Genomic DNA, 18,850 nt, shown 5'->3' with positions numbered 1-18,850 from the left:
ATAGGTCATGGGTGGAAGCACGGCGACGTGTGGAGCTGAATGATACTAATCGGTCGAGGCTTTGATCTAGTCTAATGGTTTGTGTGAATTGATGAGTCTTCAGTTTTCAGGGAACAACCCTGAAATGGATTGACACGCCCTTGGGGCGATGTTAATATTCTTTTGTCTGGTGGCGATAGCGAAGCGGCCACACCCGTTCCCATGCCGAACACGGAAGTTAAGCGCTTCAGCGCCGAAAGTAGTTGGGGGTCTCCCCCTGTGAGGATAGGACGTTGCCAGGCCAACGCGAAAGACGATCAAGCATCCGCTTGATCGTCTCTTTTTGTATATAAGTCGCATCTATTTCGGATAGGAAGGTTGCCTATATGACTCGAAAACCTAAACATAATCCTTTCACATTTATGGAAACATTGGAGCAACATGTACGCGAAGATCGTGTCTCTTTTCATGTACCTGGTCATCACAATGGAACAGTAAGAGATGAGAAACTTCCGACTGTATTCCAAAAAATAATGCCATACGATTTAACAGAACTCGGACACTTGGATGATTTACACCATGCTGAAGGTATTATTCTAGAAGGAGAGAGGGCACTAGGATCTCTTTATCAAAGTAAAAGTAAATGGTTAGTGAATGGGTCAACGGCGGGAAACTGGAGTCTGTTGGCAGCAACTGTGAAACGGGGAGAACGAGTATATGTACAACGTAATTCCCACAAATCCGTGTGGAACGCCATTGAGTGGCTCGGTTTAGAACCCATTTTACTCACTCCTGAATTAGATAGGGGGAGCAGTTTACCGACTGTCGTCGCATTAGAAACAATTCAAGATGCTGTCACGCAGTACCCAGGTGGGAAGGCCCTCCTACTGACATCTCCTACTTATTACGGAGATATGGCAAACATCCCGGAGATCAGTGCTTATTTGCGTCCGTTGCATATTCCTCTCTTAGTTGATGAAGCACATGGCGCTCATTTGATTCATCCTACATTTCCAAAGCGATCCGCTATTTTCGAAGGAGCTAGCGCCGTTGTCCAGTCTGCTCATAAAACCCTTCCAGCGCTCACGATGGGTGCTTGGGTCCACTATAAGGAAGAGATTAATGAGAAACGTTTATTTCATGCACTCTCTTCTTTTCAAACGTCTAGTCCGTCTTATTTGATTATGGCTTCACTCGATTACGCTAGAGAGTATCTCGAAAATTTGAGTGAACGAGATTGGACACATATTCAAAAAAGTCATTTCGCATTCATCATGGAAATGAGACGAGCTGGCTTTTCAATCAAAGTGGGCGATGATTTTACCAAAATGACCGTGCTGACATATCCGAAAAATGGTCTCATCTTTAGTCAACATTTGGCGTCAATCGGTATTGATACGGAACTAGCTGCAGAAGATCATGTGTTATTCTGCCTGCCGTTAAGGGAATTAAAAAGCCAAGAGATTCAACATTGGGTAAAACTGATTAAAAATGCATCACAACATGTCCCGCTCATTGTCGAAGATGAAACAATCTATCCTTACCCGATGACAGAACGTGTTTCGGTGTTGAATGCTATTTCAGATGATGCAGATATCATTCGCAAATCATTTGAACAAGCAATAGGAGCCGTCGCTGCAGAAACTGTTATCCCTTATCCACCAGGAATTCCGTGGATACTAAGAGGAGAAGTCATCACACACGAGAAAATTAGAGTATTGAATGAATGGATTTCACTAGGACGGAACCTGCAAGCGAGTAGGCATGTTATGATGAAACAAATTGATGTTATCGTAGAGGAGTTTTAATCGTGAAAGGTATGTTTATTACTGTAGAAGGTCCCGACGGTTCGGGGAAAACCACGCAGTTGCAATTGTTAGTTCGTTCATTGACTGAAAAAGGATACGAAGTAGTCGTCACTCGAGAACCAGGAGGGACCAAAGTCGGAAACAGTATTCGAGAGGTCTTATTATCACCAGAACATGATGAAATGACTCCACGCGTCGAGATGATGCTGTATGCCGCGTCCCGTGCCCAAAACATCGATCAAGTGATTCGACCTGCTCTTAAACGAGGGGCGATTGTTGTGTGTGATCGATTTGTCGATGCCTCGATTGCCTATCAAGGATATGGACTCCAATATGATTTGAATCAAATTCTATCACTGAACGAGTGGGCAACGGCCGGGATTAAACCCGATTTGACTTTCCTCTTTGATTTGACCCCTGATCAAGCGAGCCGTCGCATGAAAGATCGAGGTCAATTAGACCGTATCGAGAGCCGAGATGAGTCTTTCCATCAACGCGTATACGATGGGTTCAAAAAAATATTAGAACAACATCCGGATCGGATGGTTCGTATCGATGCGAACGCTACAATTGAAATGATTCAAGATGAAGTGTTAGATATTACGTTAGAACGATTAAATGAAAGAGGAGTGACGCAATGATGAAGATGGTAATCGCGATTGTACATGATAAGGACAGTGCTCGGTTGTCAGATGCTTTAATCGAAGAGGACTTCCGCGCAACAAAATTAGCCACAACGGGAGGCTTTTTGAAAGAAGGTAACACAACGTTCATGATTGGTGTACCAAAAGAACGGTTAGACGATTTGCTCGCGCTAATCAAATCGAATTGCTCGAGCCGAGATCAAATGATCACGCCGATTTCACCGATGGGCGGTCATGCTGATTCATATATTCCGTATCCGGTAGAAGTACAAGTTGGCGGAGCGACTGTGTTCGTCTTGCCGATTGAAGGATTCCATCAGTTTTAATGGGAACGGTCACGAATATGAGCTTTCAAGAGTTAGCGAAATCTCAAACGGTTATCGCCAAAGTGATTGAAAATTCGATTGTCGCTCAAAAGGTGGGTCACGCCTATATTTTCTCAGGAGATTATGAACCTTATTTAATTGAGACGGCGCAACTGTTTGCAAAATCCCTTTTTTGCGAGTCGCCTGACGGAGTAGAGCCGTGTGGCAGTTGTCGAAACTGTAGACGGATGGATTCGGGGAACCTCGTCGACTATATGGAAGTGGAACCGGATGGGGCCAGTATCAAAAAAGAACAAGTTCAACAATTGTTGAGCGACTTGTCGCTACGTGGAGCAGAAGGGGACCGTCAAATATATGTCATTCATCAAGCGCATAAAATGACACCTCAGGCGGCCAACAGTCTCTTAAAATTTTTCGAAGAACCGGGCATTGGGAAACTGGCCATCTTGGTCACGACCCAGCCGCAACTCTTATTACCAACCATTCGCTCGCGGGCTCAGCATTTAGTGTTTCGACCGATTGATCGAGAACGACTTGTGGAAACGTTGGTCGCAGACGTGCAATGTACGAGCGATTTAGCACGTCTTGCTTTAGAGACATATCCAAAATTCGAAGACGCCCGTGAGGCACTTCACAACGACTGGTTTGTACAGGCGTATGGGCTAGTGGTACAATTAGTTGAAGTGTTGACAAAACGCCCGCAAGAATTGCTTTTATTCGCCCAAGAAAAATGGCTCGGTCATTTTAAAGGGCGGAATGAATTGCGAGTCGGTCTCGAGCTGTTCGGAAATTGGTTGGAGCAAGCGCTCCACTTCAAAGTGCGAACAGACTATGTTCCGGAGTTGTTTACGAAAGAACAAGCGCTATATACCGCGTTTGTAAAAGATCGTCCGGTTCATAAAATCGTCCATGCTATTGAATCTGTCCATGAGGCGATTCGACGGCTTGAGGCAAACGTCAATCCTCAATTAACGTTCGAACGGTTAACGTTCGATTTGCAGAAAGGATAGGAGAGCGTGCTTGAAGTAGTCGGAGTCCGTTTTAAAGAAGCGGGAAAAATCTATTACTTTTCACCAGGCGAAGCAACGCTTGAACGTGGAGACCATGTCATCGTAGAGACGGTACGAGGCATCGAATACGGTGAAGTCGTCCAAGTTGGTAAGCAACTGGGTGAAGACGAAGTAGTATTGCCGTTAAAGACAATCCTTCGTGTCGCCGATCAAAAAGATGCCGAAATCGTTCAAGACAATCGATTGGCAGCATTTGACGCTCACGCCGTCTGTGAAGAAAAAATTCGTGAACATCGACTTGAAATGAAGTTAGTAGATGTTGAGTATACATTTGATCGTAATAAAGTCATCTTTTATTTCACGGCAGAGGGGCGCGTTGATTTTCGGGAACTCGTCAAAGATTTAGCAAGTGTGTTTCGCACCCGGATCGAACTCCGTCAAATTGGAGTTCGGGACGAAGCGAAACTGCTGAGCGGAATCGGGCCTTGTGGTCGTGTGTTGTGTTGCTCCTCGTTTTTAGGGGAATTTGAGCCGGTATCGATTAAGATGGCCAAGGATCAGAACTTATCCTTGAATCCGAATAAAATCTCCGGTGTGTGTGGTCGTCTCATGTGCTGTCTGAAATACGAGAATGATACGTATGAAGAATTGAAGCGGGATTTACCAGACGTCGGAAAACGAATCAAAATTCCAGAAGGTGACGGACGTGTCATCGGTCTCAATATCTTGGATCAATTGATTCAAGTCGAGTTGAATGATCGGACCCGTGTTGTGACGTATACAATCGACGAGCTCGTCGAGGTCGGTGCAGTCAAACGAAAACCGTCGAAACAGTGATGGGGTGCTGAGCAGTGGAAAGAATGGATAAAAAGGAAGTCATGATGCGGGTCGATGCGATCGAGCAACAAATGCAATTGTTGACGGAGCATTTAGGGGTGCTCAAAGAGCAACTCGCCTATTTGCTCGAAGAAAACCAACACATGTATCTCGAAAACCATCATTTGCGTGAAAAAGTGGAGCAACTTGCAGAAGTCGAGACGCCTGACGGGGATCCCCAAATTGCGTTGTCCGGAAAAGGACAGAACAATCTGGCGGCGTTATACCAAGAAGGATTTCACATTTGTAATTTGCACTATGGACAAGTCAGAAAAGACGGAGACTGTCTCTTCTGCATGTCGATGCTAAATAAACATTAATAAGGGGCGATAGACGGGGGTATTCCCGTCCGTCGCCTTTGTACGTTATGTAGGAGGGAAATGGCGTGACTGTTAAACAAGGTGAACGTCTTGATGATTTGTTAGGGCGTCCCGGCAAGATCATTCAAAGTGATGACGTTTTTTCATTTTCATTGGATGCCGTATTACTCGCCGAATTTGTATGGGTGCCGATTCAAAAAGGGAAGCTCGTCGATTTGTGCGCCGGCACGGGGGCGATTCCGCTCTTTTTATCATATCGAACGAAAGGGACGGTCACGGGTGTTGAAATCCAGCCTCGCCTCGTCGACATGGCCAATCGTAGCATTGCCATCAATGAGTTGGACGAGAGGCTCCACATCGTTGAAGGGGACGTGAAAACCGCTGCAAGTCGATTAGGACATGCCCGTTACGATGTTGTCACGTGCAATCCCCCTTATTTTTTGGCGAACGAGACATCGTTACGCAATCAAAATGAACATCATACGATTGCACGCCATGAAGTCCTTTGCACTCTAGAAGATTGTATTCGTTCAGCCAGTCAACTCGTCAAACCGGGTGGGAAAGTGGCCTTCGTCCATCGTCCAGAACGATTACTCGACATTCTGACGCTCATGCGGGCGTATCGGATTGAACCAAAGCGAATGCAACTCGTTTATCCGAAGCAAGGTCGAGACGCGAACACATTGTTAATAGAGGGGTCGAAAGATGGAAAAGCAGGGCTCACAATCTTACCTCCGTTTATCGTTTATGAGGAAGATGACACGTATACGAGCGACATGCGGGCAATCCTCGATGCGTAAGCACTTTGCCTATATTCTCGAGTGCAACGATGGCACGTACTATACCGGATATACGACGGATGTGGATAAGCGGATGGAAGTGCATAACAACGGAAAAGGTGCGAAATATACACGGGCTCGTCTCCCGGTGACGTTGCGATATGTCAGGTCGTTTGCGACCAAACGTGAAGCCATGCAGTACGAATGGTCCATCAAACAACTCACGCGGGCTCAAAAACAGCAATTGATGGAGGGAACGAGTAATGAACTCACAGAAAAGTTACCAGACTGATGGGCCCACGCTCTATGTTGTGCCGACGCCGATTGGAAATTTAGAAGACATGACGTATCGGGCGGTTCGAATTTTAGGAGAAGTCGATTTGATTGCGGCTGAAGACACGCGCCAAACGATGAAACTCTGTCGCCATTTCGGCATTGAGACGAAACTGGTCAGCTACCATGAGCATAATAAGCACGTGAGTGGACCTCGCTTAATCGAAGATATCGAGGCGGGCAAGTCGGTCGCCGTGGTCTCAGACGCTGGCATGCCGGGTATCTCAGACCCTGGGAGTGACCTCGTGAGGTTGGCCATTCAAGCGAGGCTCCCCGTCGTCGTACTCCCTGGAGCGAACGCAGCATTGACGGCTCTTGTCGCCTCTGGTCTTGCGACCGAGCGGTTTTTGTATTATGGATTCTTGCCCCGTAAAAAGAAAGAGCGCCTCGATGTGTTGTCATCCTTACAATATGAACCGGGCACTATCATTTTTTATGAAGCGCCACATCGGTTAAAAGAGATGCTGACCGGGATTCAAGACGTGTTCGGCAACCGGCAACTCGTTCTCGGACGAGAGTTGACGAAAACGTTTGAAGAGTTTTTACGAGGGACGGTAGAAGAAGCGTTGGTCTGGTGCGAAGGCGAAGTACGCGGCGAATTCGTCGTCATGGTGGAAGGATCGACGGAAGCGGCACCGACACACGATTGGTGGGAGGCACTATCGCCCCTCGAGCACGTCGACCGTTACATTGAAGATGGCTTAAAACCGAACGCTGCCATTAAACAAGCCGCTAAAGAGCGGGGTCTGTCACGGAGTGAAGTGTATGACGCGTATCATCAAGTCGACAAAAAAGAGTAAGCAAGGAATCCCTTGCTTACTCTTCGCTATAGTAGTTTTCGAGCATGTTTTTCAACTCGACGAGAACGCGTTGTGCGCCTTCTGGTGAAAGGATCAATTTACCGTCAGCCAACTTGAAGTTGTCATCCGATACTTCGCCCGTCACTTGGCAAGTCATGTTCGGTTTGTATTTTTTCAACACGATTTGATCGTTGTCGACGTAGATTTCAAGTGCATCTTTCTCAGCGATCCCGAGTGTGCGGCGCAATTCGATTGGAATGACGACACGACCGAGCTCATCAACTTTCCGTACGATACCTGTAGATTTCATTTTGTGTTTCCTCCTCCAATGGTGTCGAAATCTCTTGGTGACATGAGTCGTCAAAATTCGACAATGTTACTACAGCAAAAAGCATACTAAACTTTCCAATTGTAGTCAACTGCTTACTATTGGAAATCTACATTTTCGAAAAATGACGATGTAGGAGCGATATATACCTAAAATTCCCCGAAAGTTAGGACCTGAAACAAAGAAAGGGTTTTTTTGGAACATATTTTATGAGATAACAACAAAAAAATTCCAAACAATTGGTTTGGAAATTCTTTTGTCGAACCGTGTATAATGGAAATTGCAAATGTCGAAAGGATGGAGAACATACAATGGCGAAGCCTACTTTTTATATTACGACTCCGATTTACTATCCGAGTGCCAAACTACACATCGGTCACGCTTATACGACGGTGGCCGGCGATGCGATCGCGCGCTATAAGCGTTTGAAAGGTTTTGACGTTCGTTATTTGACTGGGACGGATGAACACGGTCAAAAAATTCAAGAAAAAGCGAAAGAAGCCGGTGTGACACCGCAAGCGTTCGTGGATGAAGTTGTCAAAGACATCAAAGTGTTATGGGACCGTCTCGAAATCTCATATGATGACTACATCCGTACAACAGACGCACGCCACAAAGCTGTCGTCGAGCATGTGTTCGAGACGCTTCTTAAAAATGATGATATTTATCTCGGAGAGTATGAAGGTTGGTACTCGATTCCTGATGAGACGTATTATACGGAGTCTCAGCTCATCGACGGGAAGAGCCCGGACAGCGGCCACCCAGTCGAACTCGTACGCGAAGAGTGTTACTTCTTCCGTCTCAGCAAGTATGCGGATCGTTTGATCGAGTACTTCGAGTCGCACCCTGACTTCATCTTGCCAGAATCGCGCAAAACGGAGATGATCAACAACTTCTTGAAGCCGGGTCTTCAAGACTTGGCTGTCTCACGGACGACGTTTGACTGGGGTGTACAAGTCCCATCGAACCCGAAGCATGTCGTATACGTATGGGTCGATGCCCTTACGAACTATATCTCTGCCCTCGGCTACGGGTCGGACAACGACGAGTTGTTCAACCGCTATTGGCCAGCCGACGTCCATTTGGTCGGAAAAGAGATCGTCCGGTTCCATACAATCATTTGGCCAGCGTTGCTCATGGCGCTTGACCTCCCGTTACCGAAACAAGTTTTCGCACATGGTTGGTTGCTCATGAAAGACGGCAAAATGTCGAAATCAAAAGGCAACGTGGTCGACCCGATTCCACTGATCGACCGATACGGACTCGACTCGCTCCGCTACTATCTTCTTCGTGAAGTTCCATTCGGGGCAGACGGCACGTTCACACCGGAAGCATTCGTTGATCGCTTGAACTTTGATCTTGCGAACGACCTCGGGAACCTGCTCAACCGGACCGTGGCCATGATTAAGAAGTATTTTGATGGGAACATTCCGGCGTACGCGGGCAATGTGACGGAATTCGATGCCTCATTGCTTCAAGTCGTCAACGAGACGACAGCGAAGACGGAAGCGGCTATGGAACACATGGAGTTTTCGGTGGCGCTCACAAGCATCTGGCAACTCGTTAGCCGTGCCAATAAATACATTGATGAGACACAACCGTGGGTCCTTGCGAAGGATGAAACGAAACGAGACGAACTGGCGTCGGTGATGACTCACCTCGCCGGCGTGCTCCGTCACGTCGCGGTCATGATTCAACCGTTCATGACACGGGCGCCGAAAGAGATGTTCCGTCAGCTTGGTCTCGAAGGAGAAGATATGTCATGGGAAGCGCTCGATACGTTCGCGGCGTTCGATGGAGCCGTCGTCACAGACGGGACACCGATTTTCCCGCGTCGTGACGTCAAAGAAGAAGTCGATGCGATTCAAGAGATGATGCGTCAAGCGTCGCAAGCTCGTGTCGAAGAAGTCGAAGCGGAAGCGGGCGACGTCGAAGATGAGGACGTGCGTCCAGAAATCACGATTGACGTCTTTGACCAAGTCGAGTTCCGTGTCGGTCAAATCATCGAAGCCGATAAAATCAAGAAGGCGAAGAAGTTGTTGAAACTTCAAGTCGACCTTGGCGGGGAGACGCGTCAAATCGTCTCGGGTATCGCGGAATGGTATGCGCCGGAAGACTTGGTTGGCAAGAAAGTCATCGTTGTCGCCAACTTGAAGCCGGTCAAACTGCGTGGCGAATTGTCACAAGGGATGATTTTAGCGGCGGATAAAGACGGCAAGCTTGAACTTGCGACCGTATCTGAGAATATGCCGAACGGGGCCATCGTCAAATAATCGTTTGGGGGAGACTTCGGTCTCCCTCTTTGTCTATACAAGGAGGAACCATCATGTTGATTGATACACACACACATATCAATGCAGAACAGTTCAATGAAGACGTCGAAGCGACGATTGAACGAGCTCGTGCTGCGGGCGTTTCCCCGATGCTCGTCGTCGGGTTCGACAATCCGACCATCACGCGTGCCATCGAGCTCGCGGAAACGTATGAAGACATTTACGCGATCGTCGGCTGGCACCCAGTCGACGCCGTCGATTGCACGGAGGCCGATTTGGCAAGAATCGAGACATTGATGGATCATCCGAAAGTAATGGCGCTCGGGGAGATCGGGCTCGACTATCATTGGGACAAATCACCTAAAGATGTCCAACAGCACGTGTTCCGGCAACAAATCGCCATCGCGAAACGGACGAATATGCCGATCGTGATTCACAATCGGGAAGCGACCGCCGACGTGCTCGATATTTTAGAGGAAGAACACGCCGAAGAGGTCGGGGGTGTGTTCCATAGTTACAGCATGTCCGTCGAACTGTTGGAGCGCTGTCTGCGTTTGAACTTCTATATTTCTCTTGGGGGACCGGTGACGTTCAAGAATGCGAAAGTACCAAAAGCGGTGGCACAACAAGTCCCGCTCGATCGACTCCTCGTAGAGACAGACTGTCCGTATTTAACGCCGACGCCGTTCCGTGGCAAGCGGAACGAACCGGCTTACGTCACGTATGTCGCCGAAGAGATTGCATCGCTACGTGACATGTCTTACGACGCACTTGCTGAGGCGACGACCGCTAATGCGAAGCGCCTGTTCCGTCTCCCATGATGTTCAGACGGATCGTGTTAAGCGTCGGCGTCGTGGCCACCGCTGTGTTCGCCTATATGGCGATGCAACCAGAACCTATCACCATCATCGATGACGGAGTGACGATGGTGCATGAGAGTCGGGGCGAATCGGTGTTAGATGTGCTTGAAGAGACGGGGATTGTCGTTGACGAGTCAGACGTCGTGACGCCGGCTTTGAGTGCGGATATCCCGCTCGACCGAGTTATTCAGATTGAGCGGGCCCGTACCGTCTCGCTACAAATTGGTTACGGACAAATCGAAACGATTGAGACGCGTGAACGGACTGTCGAAGACGTGTTGCTTCGTTATGGAGTGAGTGTCCGTGACGGGGACGATGTGTACCCGGGCGTCCGTACCCCGATTACATCGGGTATGACCATCCGGTATCAGCCTGTCGTCGCACTCGATGTCATTGTCGGCGATGAGGCGAAGACGGTTCATACGATGGCTCAAACTGTCGAGCAGGCGCTACAGGAGGCGAATGTGACGGTTTCTGACAAGGATACTGTCGAACCGGCTCTGGCGACACCAGTGCGAGACGGGATGACAATCACGGTCAATGTGAGTCGAGACGTCGTGCAGTATGAAAATCGACTCATCCCATTTGAAATCGTCAGAGAAGAGGACGACACGCTTGCGCTCGGAGAAACCGAGGTTGTTCAAGTCGGTGTCCCTGGACTCGAACGGACGCGGTATGCACTGACAGTGGAAAATGGTACAATTACAAATCGGACCGAAACGAGCGTGGAAACGCTGCGAACCGTACGCCCTCAAATCATAAAATTTGGAACGAAGGTCGTAGTTGAACCAGAAACGAACCAAGAGACCGAGCAAGAACAAGAGGAGACGGCAACGACCGAACCGTCGAGCCCGTTTCGAGAGGAAGCAGAGATTAAAATCGAAGAGACGCCTCGAGCCGAGGATGTCTTAGATTTCACCTCTGCGAAACAGCTTCTCGTCGAGGCGACGGCGTATACGAACAATGCAGAAGATACAATCACGTTTGACGGCAGGGTACTGACGCGCAGCGGTTATGATGTGACGGACACGATTCTGTATGAAGGCATGCGAATCATCGCGGTCGATCCAGCCATCATCCCACTCGGCACACGCGTTTACGTCGAAGGGTTTGGCATGGCGATTGCCTTAGACACAGGCAGTGCCATCAAAGGCAATAAAATCGATGTGATGATGGACTCAAAAGAAGAGGCGGTGACGTTTGGGCGTCAGCCACTCACGATTTGGGTCATCCCGAAGCAAGAAGAGAAAGAAGGAACCGATGATGCGTGAAAAGATACAAGAAGTGATTGTCGTCGAAGGTCGAGACGACACGACGCGGCTACAGGAAGTATATGACGTCGATACGATTGAAACGAACGGATCGGCTGTTTCGAAGCAAACAATCGAGCGAATCAAACGTGCCCAAGAGACACGAGGCGTGATTATTTTGACGGACCCGGATTATCCGGGTGACCGGATCCGGGCCATCGTCGAGGAGCAAGTCAAAGGGTGCAAGCATGCCTATCTCCCTCGAGCCGAAGCGAAAGACAAGCGCGGTAAAATCGGGGTCGAGCATGCTTCTCCAGCGACGATTCGCCGTGTGCTCGAAGCGTTGTATGAACAGCGGGTTGAGACGGACATGCCGCTCGTCACCCGTCAGATGGTGCTCGAGGCCGATTTGATTGGCGGACCAGACGCGGCGCAGCGGCGCAAACGGCTCGGGGTGTTACTTCGCATTGGTGAACCGAACGCGAAACAGTTTGTGAAACGTGTGGAAGCGTTACGGGTCACGATTGAAGAATGGGAACGAGCACTGGCTCAGTTAGAGGAGGAAAATCATTGAAAGACATCGCCACAATTCAACGCACGAAATCAATTCTAGAACGTCACGGCTTCTCGTTTAAAAAGTCGCTTGGGCAGAACTTTTTAATCGATTTAAATATTTTGAATAAAATCGTGGACGCCGCGGAGCTAGGAGAGGCGAGCGGGGTACTCGAAATCGGTCCCGGTATCGGGTCATTGACGGAACAGTCTGCCAAGCGGGCTAAAAAGGTCGTCGCCCTCGAAATCGACCAACGTCTGCTTCCGATTTTGGAAGACACGATGTCTCCTTATCCACACGTGCATGTCATCCACGGCGATGCGCTCGAGCTCGATATTCAAGCCATCGTCGAGCGTGAGTTTTTCAGTCAAGGTATCGAAGACATCTCGGTCGTGGCGAACTTGCCGTATTACGTGACGACGCCAATCATCATGCGTTTACTGGAAAGCCAAATCAAGTTCCGTTCACTCGTCATGATGATTCAAAAAGAAGTTGCCGAGCGGATCGGAGCGAAGCCTGGGACGAAAGCATACGGCTCTCTCTCGATTGCAATTCAGTATTACGCAGAGGCGAACGTGAGCTTTATCGTCCCGAAAAGTGTGTTCATGCCGGCGCCGAACGTCGATTCAGCGGTCATCACGTTGAAGATGCGCCCCAAACCGGCGGTCGACGTGAAGGATGAAGCCTTCTTCTTTGAGATTGCCCGTGCCAGTTTCGCGCAACGTCGGAAAACGATTTTGAATAACTTGACGAATCACCTGGGCAAAGATAAAAAAATGGAAATCGAACGTCTCCTGGGTGAGGCTGAAATCGATCCAAAACGGCGAGGCGAAACGCTTTCGCTTGAAGAGTTTGCACGGTTAGCGGACACAATTTTACCACTTAAAAACAGTTGACGACCGGATAGCGAATCGATATAATATTAATCTTTATTTTCATTTCTGAATGTGTTATACTTGTAACAGTGAGGTGAAGCGTATGCCAAAGACGTTGCAAGAAATCAGACAGAAACTCGAATCGCATGTTGGAGAACGATTGACGTTGAAAGCAAACGGCGGTCGTAAGAAAGTCGTTACTCGGTTTGGAACGCTCGTTGAGACGTATCCCGCGGTGTTCGTCGTCAAATTGGATGAAGACCATCATAACGTGGAACGTGTCTCATATAGCTACGCTGATGTCCTAACGGATACAGTTAAAATTGAATTCAGCAATTGAACGATAAATGAGAGGCGGATGCATTGGCAGCTGCTTCTTTTTTTGTGCGCTCGTTTACGGTACAATGGCGAACAGGAGATACATGGGAAGGGTGAACGATATGCGCACGATCAGTGTGAAAGCGCCGGCAAAAATCAATTTGACGCTTGACGTCCTTGGGAAGCGGGCAGATGGCTATCATGAAGTAGAAATGGTAATGACGACAGTGGATTTATCGGATCGACTGGAATTGACCGTCCTTGATACAGACGAGATTCGGATTCAATCTGAACATGCCTATGTGCCGAATGACCACCGGAACTTGGCGTATCGTGCAGCCGAGTTGTTGCGGAAGCGATTTGGCATCAAGCAAGGTGTCGAAATCGTATTGGATAAGCAGATTCCGGTCGCGGCAGGGCTAGCTGGCGGATCGAGTGACGCTGCCGCGACGCTTCGAGGTATGAACGACCTGTTCGACCTCGGCCTGTCGTTAGAAGAGTTGGCCGAACTTGGGGCCGCCGTCGGATCGGACGTATCGTTTTGTGTCATGGGGGGAACAGCCATCGCGCGCGGACGCGGTGAACAGTTAGAGACAATCCCGTCACCGCCACCGTGTTACGTCGTCTTGGCGAAACCGAAAATCGGGGTATCGACGGCCGACGTCTATCGCGCGGTAGAGATGGAGAAGATTGTGCATCCAAACACCGAGGCTATGGTCACGGCGATTCGTGATCGTGATTTTGATGGTATCTGTTCAAACTTAGGCAATGCCCTTGAGGCGGTCACGCTCGAACTTCATCCGGAAGTTCGCCAAATCAAAGAAACGATGCTCCACTGCGGAGCGGATGGGGTGCTCATGAGTGGAAGTGGTCCGACCGTATTCGCACTAATTGAGCATGAACAAAAAGCACATCGTGTCTATAACGGGCTGAAAGGATTTTGTCCTGAAGTGTTCGTCGTTCGGATTCTCGGCAAAAAACATTGAACAAAGACGAATGAGAATGATATATTCTGTTTAGAACATTCGTCTATTATTGAAGAAGTGAAGGGGAATCCGTATGAAAATTCGTAGAAGTGGTCGTCTCGTTGATATGACCCGTTATTTGCTGGACCATCCGCACCAGCTCGTCTCGTTATCGATGTTTTCGAGCCGTTATAAAGCAGCCAAGTCATCCATCAGTGAAGATTTGGTCATTGTCAGTGAAATGTTGGCCCACGATGGCACGGGTAAACTGGTCACGGTGCCAGGAGCGGCCGGTGGCGTCATGTTCATCCCAGGGTGGAGCAAAGACAAGTCGCTCTCGATGATCGACGGGCTATGTGAACAGTTGTCGAAGCCAGAACGGTTGCTCCCAGGAGGTTATCTCTATTTGACAGACGTCCTCGGTAACCCGCGTCAAGTGAAGCCGATGGGCCAAGTCTTCGCCTCGGTGTTCGCTGATCGGAAAGTCGATGTCGTCATGACGATTGCGACGAAAGGGATTCCGCTCGCCTACGCTGTAGCCGAGCAACTCGGGGTACCGTTTGTCATCGTTCGGTCCGATAGTCGTGTCACCGAAGGTTCGACCGTGAGTATCAACTACGTCTCCGGTTCGTCGAAGGCGATTCGCACGATGGCGCTCGCGCGTCGCAGTTTGCCACGTGGCGCGAACGTGCTGTTGATTGACGATTTCATGAAAGCTGGCGGAACGATTCGCGGAATGATGAGTCTCTTGAACGAGTTCGAAGCGAACCTTGCCGGTGTCGGCGTACTTATGGAAGCAGAAGGCGCCGAGAAGAAAATGGTGAGCGAATACGTCAGTTTAATGAAATTGACGAACGTCGACTCGGATGAAGGTCTCGTCACGATTTCGCGTGGAAACGTCGAACAGTTCTTAAAGTGATTGGCAAAAAATTGATTTCGTTTTATGATGAAAGGGTATAAGATTCGTACGAAGTCAATCGGTTCGCTTGGAATCATCTCAGCCTTTTAGAAAGTACACCACGGTCCAGACAACGATGAAAAGGGGATGCGAAACATGCAGATCACAGACGTAAAAATTCGCAAAGTCGCGACGGAAGGTAGAATGAAGGCACTGGCCTCCATTACACTCGACCACGAATTTGTGGTACACGACCTTCGAATCATTGAAGGGAGTACCGGTCTGTTCGTAGCGATGCCGAGCAAGCGGACGCCAGAAGGGATTTTCCGTGACATTGCTCACCCGATTAATGGAGATATGCGTCAGAAAGTCGAGGCTGCCGTTTTAGAGGCGTACGGTCAAGAGGACGTCGCCATCGCCGAGACGCAAGCCCAATATAATGCCATGAACGAGTAATATTTGACAGCGGATGGGGATCCTTCCGCTGCCTTTTTACGTTTCATTGGTTACGAATAGGTACAACGGTTGAAACCGCGTCATGGTTTCGATATAGTAGATACGGTGTAAATAAGGTTTGAATGTATAAAAAACCGAACATTTGAGTACATTACAGTCGATATGAGATAGGAGCGAATCAAGAATGGATCGTTTTGCAGTCATTTTGGCAGCAGGTAAAGGGACGCGCATGAAGTCGAAGCTTTATAAAGTACTTCATCCGGTCCTTGGAAAACCGATGGTCGAACACGTCGTCGATCAACTCGACAAAATCGGGGTCAGTCGTCAAATCGTCATCGTCGGCCATGGGGCTGAAGCGGTACAAGAGACGTTGGGCTCACGCGTGGAGTATGCGGTCCAAGAACAACAGCTCGGTACGGGCCATGCGGTACAGATGGCAGAAGCTGAACTCGCAGGCAAACCTGGCGCGACGCTCGTCGTTTGCGGCGATACACCGCTATTGACAGCGGAAACGCTCGAGGCGTTGTTGGCCCATCACGAGGCGCAACAGGCAAAAGTGACCGTGTTGACTGCGATTGCTGATGATGCGACTGGATATGGCCGCGTCATCCGCGGGGAAGACGGAAATGTCACAAAAGTCGTCGAGCATAAAGATGCGTCTGACACTGAACTAGAGATTCGTGAAATCAACACCGGAACGTACGTGTTCGATAATGAGCTCTTGTTTGATGCATTGAAGCAAGTCGGGAACAACAACGCTCAAGGCGAGTACTACTTGCCGGACGTCATCTCGATTGCGAAAGAAGCAGGCGAAGTCGTGGCAGCACACACGGCGCCGACATTCGATGAAACGATCGGCGTCAACGATCGTGTCGCTCTCTCACAAGCTGAAGCGGTCATGCGCAAGCGGACGAACGAACGCCTCATGCGTGAAGGTGTCACATTCATGGATGCAGCTTCGACATACATCTCACCAGATGCCGTCATCGGTTCGGATACGATCATCTATCCAGGGACGGTCATTCTCGGGAAAACGATTATCGGTTCAGAGTGCGTGATTGGTCCAAATTCAGATATCCGCAATAGCGTCATCGAAGACGGTGCGACGGTTCGTCAATCGGTCGTAAGTGACAGCCGTGTCGGAACTGAAGCACAGGTCGGGCCGTTCGCCCACCTTCGTCAACAAGCAGTCCTCGGCGCGAATACGCGCGTCGGTAACTTCGTGGAAATCAAAAAATCAACGTTCGGAGACGGTGCGAAAGCATCACATCTCAGCTATATCGGAGATGCTTCGATCGGGGAACGCGTCAACCTCGGCTGTGGCTCGATCACGGTCAACTATGACGGCAAGAACAAGTTCGAAACGGTCGTCGAAGCCGATGCATTCGTCGGCTGCAATGTGAACTTGATCGCTCCGGTGAAAGTCGGAAAAGGCTCAATCGTAGCAGCCGGTTCGACGATCACGGATGACGTTCCTGAAGAGGCGCTTGCGATTGCACGCGAACGCCAAACGAATAAAGAAGGTTACACGAAACGATAAGTTGCTGCCTATTATTATGGAAAACGATGGAGGAGAATCCTAAACATGTCTACTGTATATGAACGTGAAATTCGCCTATTTAGCTTAAACTCAAACCGCCCACTCGCCGAAGAGATTGCCAAGGAAATTGGCATCCCGCTCAGCGATTGCCAAGTGAAGCGGTTTAGCGACGGAGAACTTTACATCAACATCGAGGAGAGCGTGCGAGGCGATGATGTGTACATCATTCAATCGACGAGCTCACCGGTGAACGAAACGCTCATGGAGTTACTCGTCATGATCGATGCGTTGAAACGAGCATCGGTTCGGACGATTAACGTGGTCATGCCATACTACGGTTACGCTCGCCAAGACCGCAAGGCGCGCTCACGTGAGCCGATCACAGCGAAACTTGTCGCTGATTTATTGACGGTTGCAGGTGCCACGCGTTTAATCACGATGGACTTGCATGCTGCTCAAATCCAAGGTTTCTTCAATATCCCAGTAGACCAATTATTAGGTGTTCCACTCATCTCGACGTATTTTGAGACAGATGAATTTAAAGCGAAAGACATTGTCGTCGTTTCACCGGACCACGGTGGCGTCACGCGTGCCCGTAAGCTTGCCGAACGCTTGAAGGCTCCAATCGCCATCATCGACAAGCGTCGTCCTGAAGCGAACGTGGCTGAAGTCATGAACATCGTTGGCAGCGTTGAAGGCAAGACGGCCATCTTGATCGATGACATCATCGATACAGCTGGAACAATCACGCTCGCGGCCGATGCCATCGTCCAAGCTGGTGCAAAAGAAGTGTACGCCTCGTGTACACACCCAGTGTTATCTGGACCGGCGATGGAACGGATCGATAACTCGTCAATCAAGGAACTTGTTGTTTTGAACACGATCGATTTAGAAGGTCGCGAATGTTCAAGCAAAATCAAGCAGATGTCGGTTGCCCGTTTGCTTGGAGAAGCGATCATGCGTGTCCACGAGCACAAATCGGTGAGCACACTGTTCGATTAAAAAAACGAGGCCCGAAGGCGTTCGCCTTTGGGCTTTTTTGTTCAGGAGGAATAAGATGAAATGTATCGTCGGCCTCGGGAATCCAGGCAAAAAGTATGAGATGACCCGTCACAACGTCGGATTTTTGGCGATTGATCGCCTTGCCGACAAGCATGGGATCAAACTCGATGAAGCCAAGTTTAAAGCATTGATTGGAACGGGAAGAATCAATGGAGAACGTGTCGTCCTCGTCAAACCGCTCACGTATATGAATTTATCAGGCGAGTCGGTCCGTCCGATTTTAGATTATTATAAGATTGAGATTGACGACTTGCTCGTCATTTATGATGACTTGGACATGGTCCCAGGAAAACTGCGGTTCCGTCCGAAAGGCAGTGCCGGCGGACATAACGGCATCAAGTCGTTGATTCAGCATTTAGGCACACAAGACTTTAAACGTCTGAAACTGGGGATTGGCCGTCCGCCGCATCCGATTAAAGTGGTCGATTGGGTGCTTATGAACTACCGTAAAGAAGACATGCCAGAATTAAATGATACGCTCGATCAAGCTGTGTCCGCCGCAACCGATTTTGTGGATACTGAATGGATTGCGCTCATGAATCGATATAACTAAAGGGTCAACGTACCCTTTTTTGTCGTATGAGGTGGAGGAAAACA

The 18,850-nt window shown here is 49.1% G+C and carries 22 protein-coding genes and 1 rRNA gene; 22 read left to right on the top strand and 1 reads right to left on the bottom strand.

The window, feature by feature from the left end; translation table 11 throughout:
• Positions 1-165 precede the first annotated feature (165 nt).
• The 10 genes from rrf to rsmI all read left to right on the top strand — a co-directional run bounded on the left by rrf (position 166) and on the right by rsmI (position 6,875).
• Positions 166-281, top strand: a 5S ribosomal RNA gene (gene rrf / locus KNP85_RS15100).
• An 84-nt stretch (positions 282-365) separates the two neighbouring features.
• Complete coding sequence (locus KNP85_RS15095; protein WP_251136311.1) at positions 366-1,787, top strand: aminotransferase class I/II-fold pyridoxal phosphate-dependent enzyme; 1,422 nt, start codon at positions 366-368, stop codon at positions 1,785-1,787.
• A gap of 2 nt (positions 1,788-1,789) precedes the next feature.
• Positions 1,790-2,428 (top strand): dTMP kinase, encoded by a 639-nt coding sequence (tmk, locus tag KNP85_RS15090; protein ID WP_029594396.1) that lies wholly within the window; start codon positions 1,790-1,792, stop codon positions 2,426-2,428.
• Complete coding sequence (locus KNP85_RS15085; protein WP_029594397.1) at positions 2,428-2,757, top strand: cyclic-di-AMP receptor; 330 nt, start codon at positions 2,428-2,430, stop codon at positions 2,755-2,757. The genes tmk and KNP85_RS15085 overlap by 1 nt, the downstream gene beginning before the upstream one ends.
• Complete coding sequence (locus KNP85_RS15080) at positions 2,757-3,767, top strand: DNA polymerase III subunit delta' (protein WP_353048947.1); 1,011 nt, start codon at positions 2,757-2,759, stop codon at positions 3,765-3,767. The genes KNP85_RS15085 and KNP85_RS15080 overlap by 1 nt, the downstream gene beginning before the upstream one ends.
• 6 nt (positions 3,768-3,773) lie before the next feature.
• Entirely contained in the window at positions 3,774-4,604 is an 831-nt protein-coding gene (locus KNP85_RS15075) for a PSP1 domain-containing protein (RefSeq protein WP_021065761.1), read from the top strand.
• A 23-nt stretch (positions 4,605-4,627) separates the two neighbouring features.
• Positions 4,628-4,963 carry a DNA replication initiation control protein YabA gene (gene yabA / locus KNP85_RS15070; protein WP_021065760.1) on the top strand — a complete coding sequence of 112 codons (336 nt, stop codon included), beginning with the start codon at positions 4,628-4,630 and terminating at the stop codon, positions 4,961-4,963.
• Between the two features lie 65 nt (positions 4,964-5,028).
• Positions 5,029-5,763 (top strand): tRNA1(Val) (adenine(37)-N6)-methyltransferase, encoded by a 735-nt coding sequence (locus KNP85_RS15065; RefSeq protein WP_021065759.1) that lies wholly within the window; start codon positions 5,029-5,031, stop codon positions 5,761-5,763.
• Positions 5,756-6,034: a GIY-YIG nuclease family protein gene (locus KNP85_RS15060; protein WP_021065758.1), complete on the top strand. Its 279-nt coding sequence runs from the start codon at positions 5,756-5,758 to the stop codon at positions 6,032-6,034. The genes KNP85_RS15065 and KNP85_RS15060 overlap by 8 nt, the downstream gene beginning before the upstream one ends.
• Complete coding sequence (rsmI, locus tag KNP85_RS15055) at positions 6,006-6,875, top strand: 16S rRNA (cytidine(1402)-2'-O)-methyltransferase (RefSeq protein WP_021065757.1); 870 nt, start codon at positions 6,006-6,008, stop codon at positions 6,873-6,875. The genes KNP85_RS15060 and rsmI overlap by 29 nt, the downstream gene beginning before the upstream one ends.
• Positions 6,876-6,891: 16 nt before the next feature.
• On the opposite strand, the gene KNP85_RS15050 is transcribed toward rsmI, so the two are convergent.
• The gene (locus KNP85_RS15050; protein ID WP_012727742.1) at positions 6,892-7,185 is read right to left on the bottom strand and encodes a transition state genes transcriptional regulator AbrB; all 294 of its coding nucleotides are present in this window, start codon (positions 7,183-7,185) and stop codon (positions 6,892-6,894) included.
• A 329-nt stretch (positions 7,186-7,514) separates the two neighbouring features.
• Here KNP85_RS15050 and metG point away from each other — a divergent pair, with 329 nt between their 5' ends.
• From metG to pth, 12 genes are all read left to right on the top strand, one after another.
• Positions 7,515-9,476, top strand: coding sequence for a methionine--tRNA ligase (metG, locus tag KNP85_RS15045; protein WP_021065756.1), 1,962 nt, complete (start codon positions 7,515-7,517; stop codon positions 9,474-9,476).
• A 53-nt stretch (positions 9,477-9,529) separates the two neighbouring features.
• A complete protein-coding gene (locus KNP85_RS15040) occupies positions 9,530-10,297 on the top strand; it encodes a TatD family hydrolase (protein WP_021065755.1) in 768 nt (255 codons plus the stop codon).
• A gap of 14 nt (positions 10,298-10,311) precedes the next feature.
• Entirely contained in the window at positions 10,312-11,607 is a 1,296-nt protein-coding gene (locus KNP85_RS15035; RefSeq protein WP_353048946.1) for a ubiquitin-like domain-containing protein, read from the top strand.
• On the top strand, positions 11,600-12,160 hold the full coding sequence (gene rnmV, locus KNP85_RS15030; RefSeq protein WP_214803866.1) for a ribonuclease M5: 561 nt from the start codon (positions 11,600-11,602) through the stop codon (positions 12,158-12,160). The genes KNP85_RS15035 and rnmV overlap by 8 nt, the downstream gene beginning before the upstream one ends.
• Positions 12,157-13,035 (top strand): 16S rRNA (adenine(1518)-N(6)/adenine(1519)-N(6))-dimethyltransferase RsmA, encoded by an 879-nt coding sequence (rsmA, locus tag KNP85_RS15025; RefSeq protein ID WP_058765146.1) that lies wholly within the window; start codon positions 12,157-12,159, stop codon positions 13,033-13,035. The genes rnmV and rsmA overlap by 4 nt, the downstream gene beginning before the upstream one ends.
• Before the next feature lie 82 nt (positions 13,036-13,117).
• Entirely contained in the window at positions 13,118-13,354 is a 237-nt protein-coding gene (locus KNP85_RS15020) for a Veg family protein (protein ID WP_021065751.1), read from the top strand.
• Between the two features lie 100 nt (positions 13,355-13,454).
• On the top strand, positions 13,455-14,318 hold the full coding sequence (gene ispE, locus KNP85_RS15015) for a 4-(cytidine 5'-diphospho)-2-C-methyl-D-erythritol kinase (protein WP_034796941.1): 864 nt from the start codon (positions 13,455-13,457) through the stop codon (positions 14,316-14,318).
• Positions 14,319-14,391: 73 nt separating this feature from the next.
• Positions 14,392-15,216 carry a pur operon repressor gene (gene purR, locus KNP85_RS15010; protein WP_021065749.1) on the top strand — a complete coding sequence of 275 codons (825 nt, stop codon included), beginning with the start codon at positions 14,392-14,394 and terminating at the stop codon, positions 15,214-15,216.
• A gap of 135 nt (positions 15,217-15,351) precedes the next feature.
• A complete protein-coding gene (gene spoVG, locus KNP85_RS15005) occupies positions 15,352-15,651 on the top strand; it encodes a septation regulator SpoVG (protein WP_021065748.1) in 300 nt (99 codons plus the stop codon).
• A 184-nt stretch (positions 15,652-15,835) separates the two neighbouring features.
• The gene (glmU, locus tag KNP85_RS15000) at positions 15,836-17,191 is read left to right on the top strand and encodes a bifunctional UDP-N-acetylglucosamine diphosphorylase/glucosamine-1-phosphate N-acetyltransferase GlmU (RefSeq protein ID WP_021065747.1); all 1,356 of its coding nucleotides are present in this window, start codon (positions 15,836-15,838) and stop codon (positions 17,189-17,191) included.
• A 45-nt stretch (positions 17,192-17,236) separates the two neighbouring features.
• Positions 17,237-18,193, top strand: a complete 957-nt coding sequence (locus KNP85_RS14995; RefSeq protein WP_021065746.1) for a ribose-phosphate diphosphokinase — start codon at positions 17,237-17,239, stop codon at positions 18,191-18,193.
• Positions 18,194-18,248: 55 nt separating this feature from the next.
• On the top strand, positions 18,249-18,806 hold the full coding sequence (gene pth, locus KNP85_RS14990; protein WP_058765144.1) for an aminoacyl-tRNA hydrolase: 558 nt from the start codon (positions 18,249-18,251) through the stop codon (positions 18,804-18,806).
• The last annotated feature ends 44 nt before the right edge of the window (positions 18,807-18,850 follow it).

This window comes from Exiguobacterium sp. s194 (assembly GCF_018618275.1).
GTDB lineage: Bacteria > Bacillota > Bacilli > Exiguobacteriales > Exiguobacteriaceae > Exiguobacterium > Exiguobacterium chiriqhucha.
Note: the sequence above shows the minus strand (reverse complement) of the source record. Positions and strands in the feature narration are given on the sequence as shown.

Coding starts and splice junctions, on each gene's coding strand:
- KNP85_RS15095 (WP_251136311.1), top strand. CDS start 366: ATGACTCGAAAACCTAAACATAATCCTTTCACATTTATGGAAACATTG.
- KNP85_RS15085 (WP_029594397.1), top strand. CDS start 2,428: ATGAAGATGGTAATCGCGATTGTACATGATAAGGACAGTGCTCGGTTG.
- KNP85_RS15080 (WP_353048947.1), top strand. CDS start 2,757: ATGGGAACGGTCACGAATATGAGCTTTCAAGAGTTAGCGAAATCTCAA.
- yabA (WP_021065760.1), top strand. CDS start 4,628: ATGGATAAAAAGGAAGTCATGATGCGGGTCGATGCGATCGAGCAACAA.
- KNP85_RS15060 (WP_021065758.1), top strand. CDS start 5,756: ATGCGTAAGCACTTTGCCTATATTCTCGAGTGCAACGATGGCACGTAC.
- rsmI (WP_021065757.1), top strand. CDS start 6,006: ATGAACTCACAGAAAAGTTACCAGACTGATGGGCCCACGCTCTATGTT.
- KNP85_RS15050 (WP_012727742.1), bottom strand. CDS start 7,185: ATGAAATCTACAGGTATCGTACGGAAAGTTGATGAGCTCGGTCGTGTC.
- metG (WP_021065756.1), top strand. CDS start 7,515: ATGGCGAAGCCTACTTTTTATATTACGACTCCGATTTACTATCCGAGT.
- KNP85_RS15040 (WP_021065755.1), top strand. CDS start 9,530: ATGTTGATTGATACACACACACATATCAATGCAGAACAGTTCAATGAA.
- rnmV (WP_214803866.1), top strand. CDS start 11,600: ATGCGTGAAAAGATACAAGAAGTGATTGTCGTCGAAGGTCGAGACGAC.
- KNP85_RS15020 (WP_021065751.1), top strand. CDS start 13,118: ATGCCAAAGACGTTGCAAGAAATCAGACAGAAACTCGAATCGCATGTT.
- ispE (WP_034796941.1), top strand. CDS start 13,455: ATGCGCACGATCAGTGTGAAAGCGCCGGCAAAAATCAATTTGACGCTT.
- purR (WP_021065749.1), top strand. CDS start 14,392: ATGAAAATTCGTAGAAGTGGTCGTCTCGTTGATATGACCCGTTATTTG.
- spoVG (WP_021065748.1), top strand. CDS start 15,352: ATGCAGATCACAGACGTAAAAATTCGCAAAGTCGCGACGGAAGGTAGA.
- glmU (WP_021065747.1), top strand. CDS start 15,836: ATGGATCGTTTTGCAGTCATTTTGGCAGCAGGTAAAGGGACGCGCATG.
- KNP85_RS14995 (WP_021065746.1), top strand. CDS start 17,237: ATGTCTACTGTATATGAACGTGAAATTCGCCTATTTAGCTTAAACTCA.
- pth (WP_058765144.1), top strand. CDS start 18,249: ATGAAATGTATCGTCGGCCTCGGGAATCCAGGCAAAAAGTATGAGATG.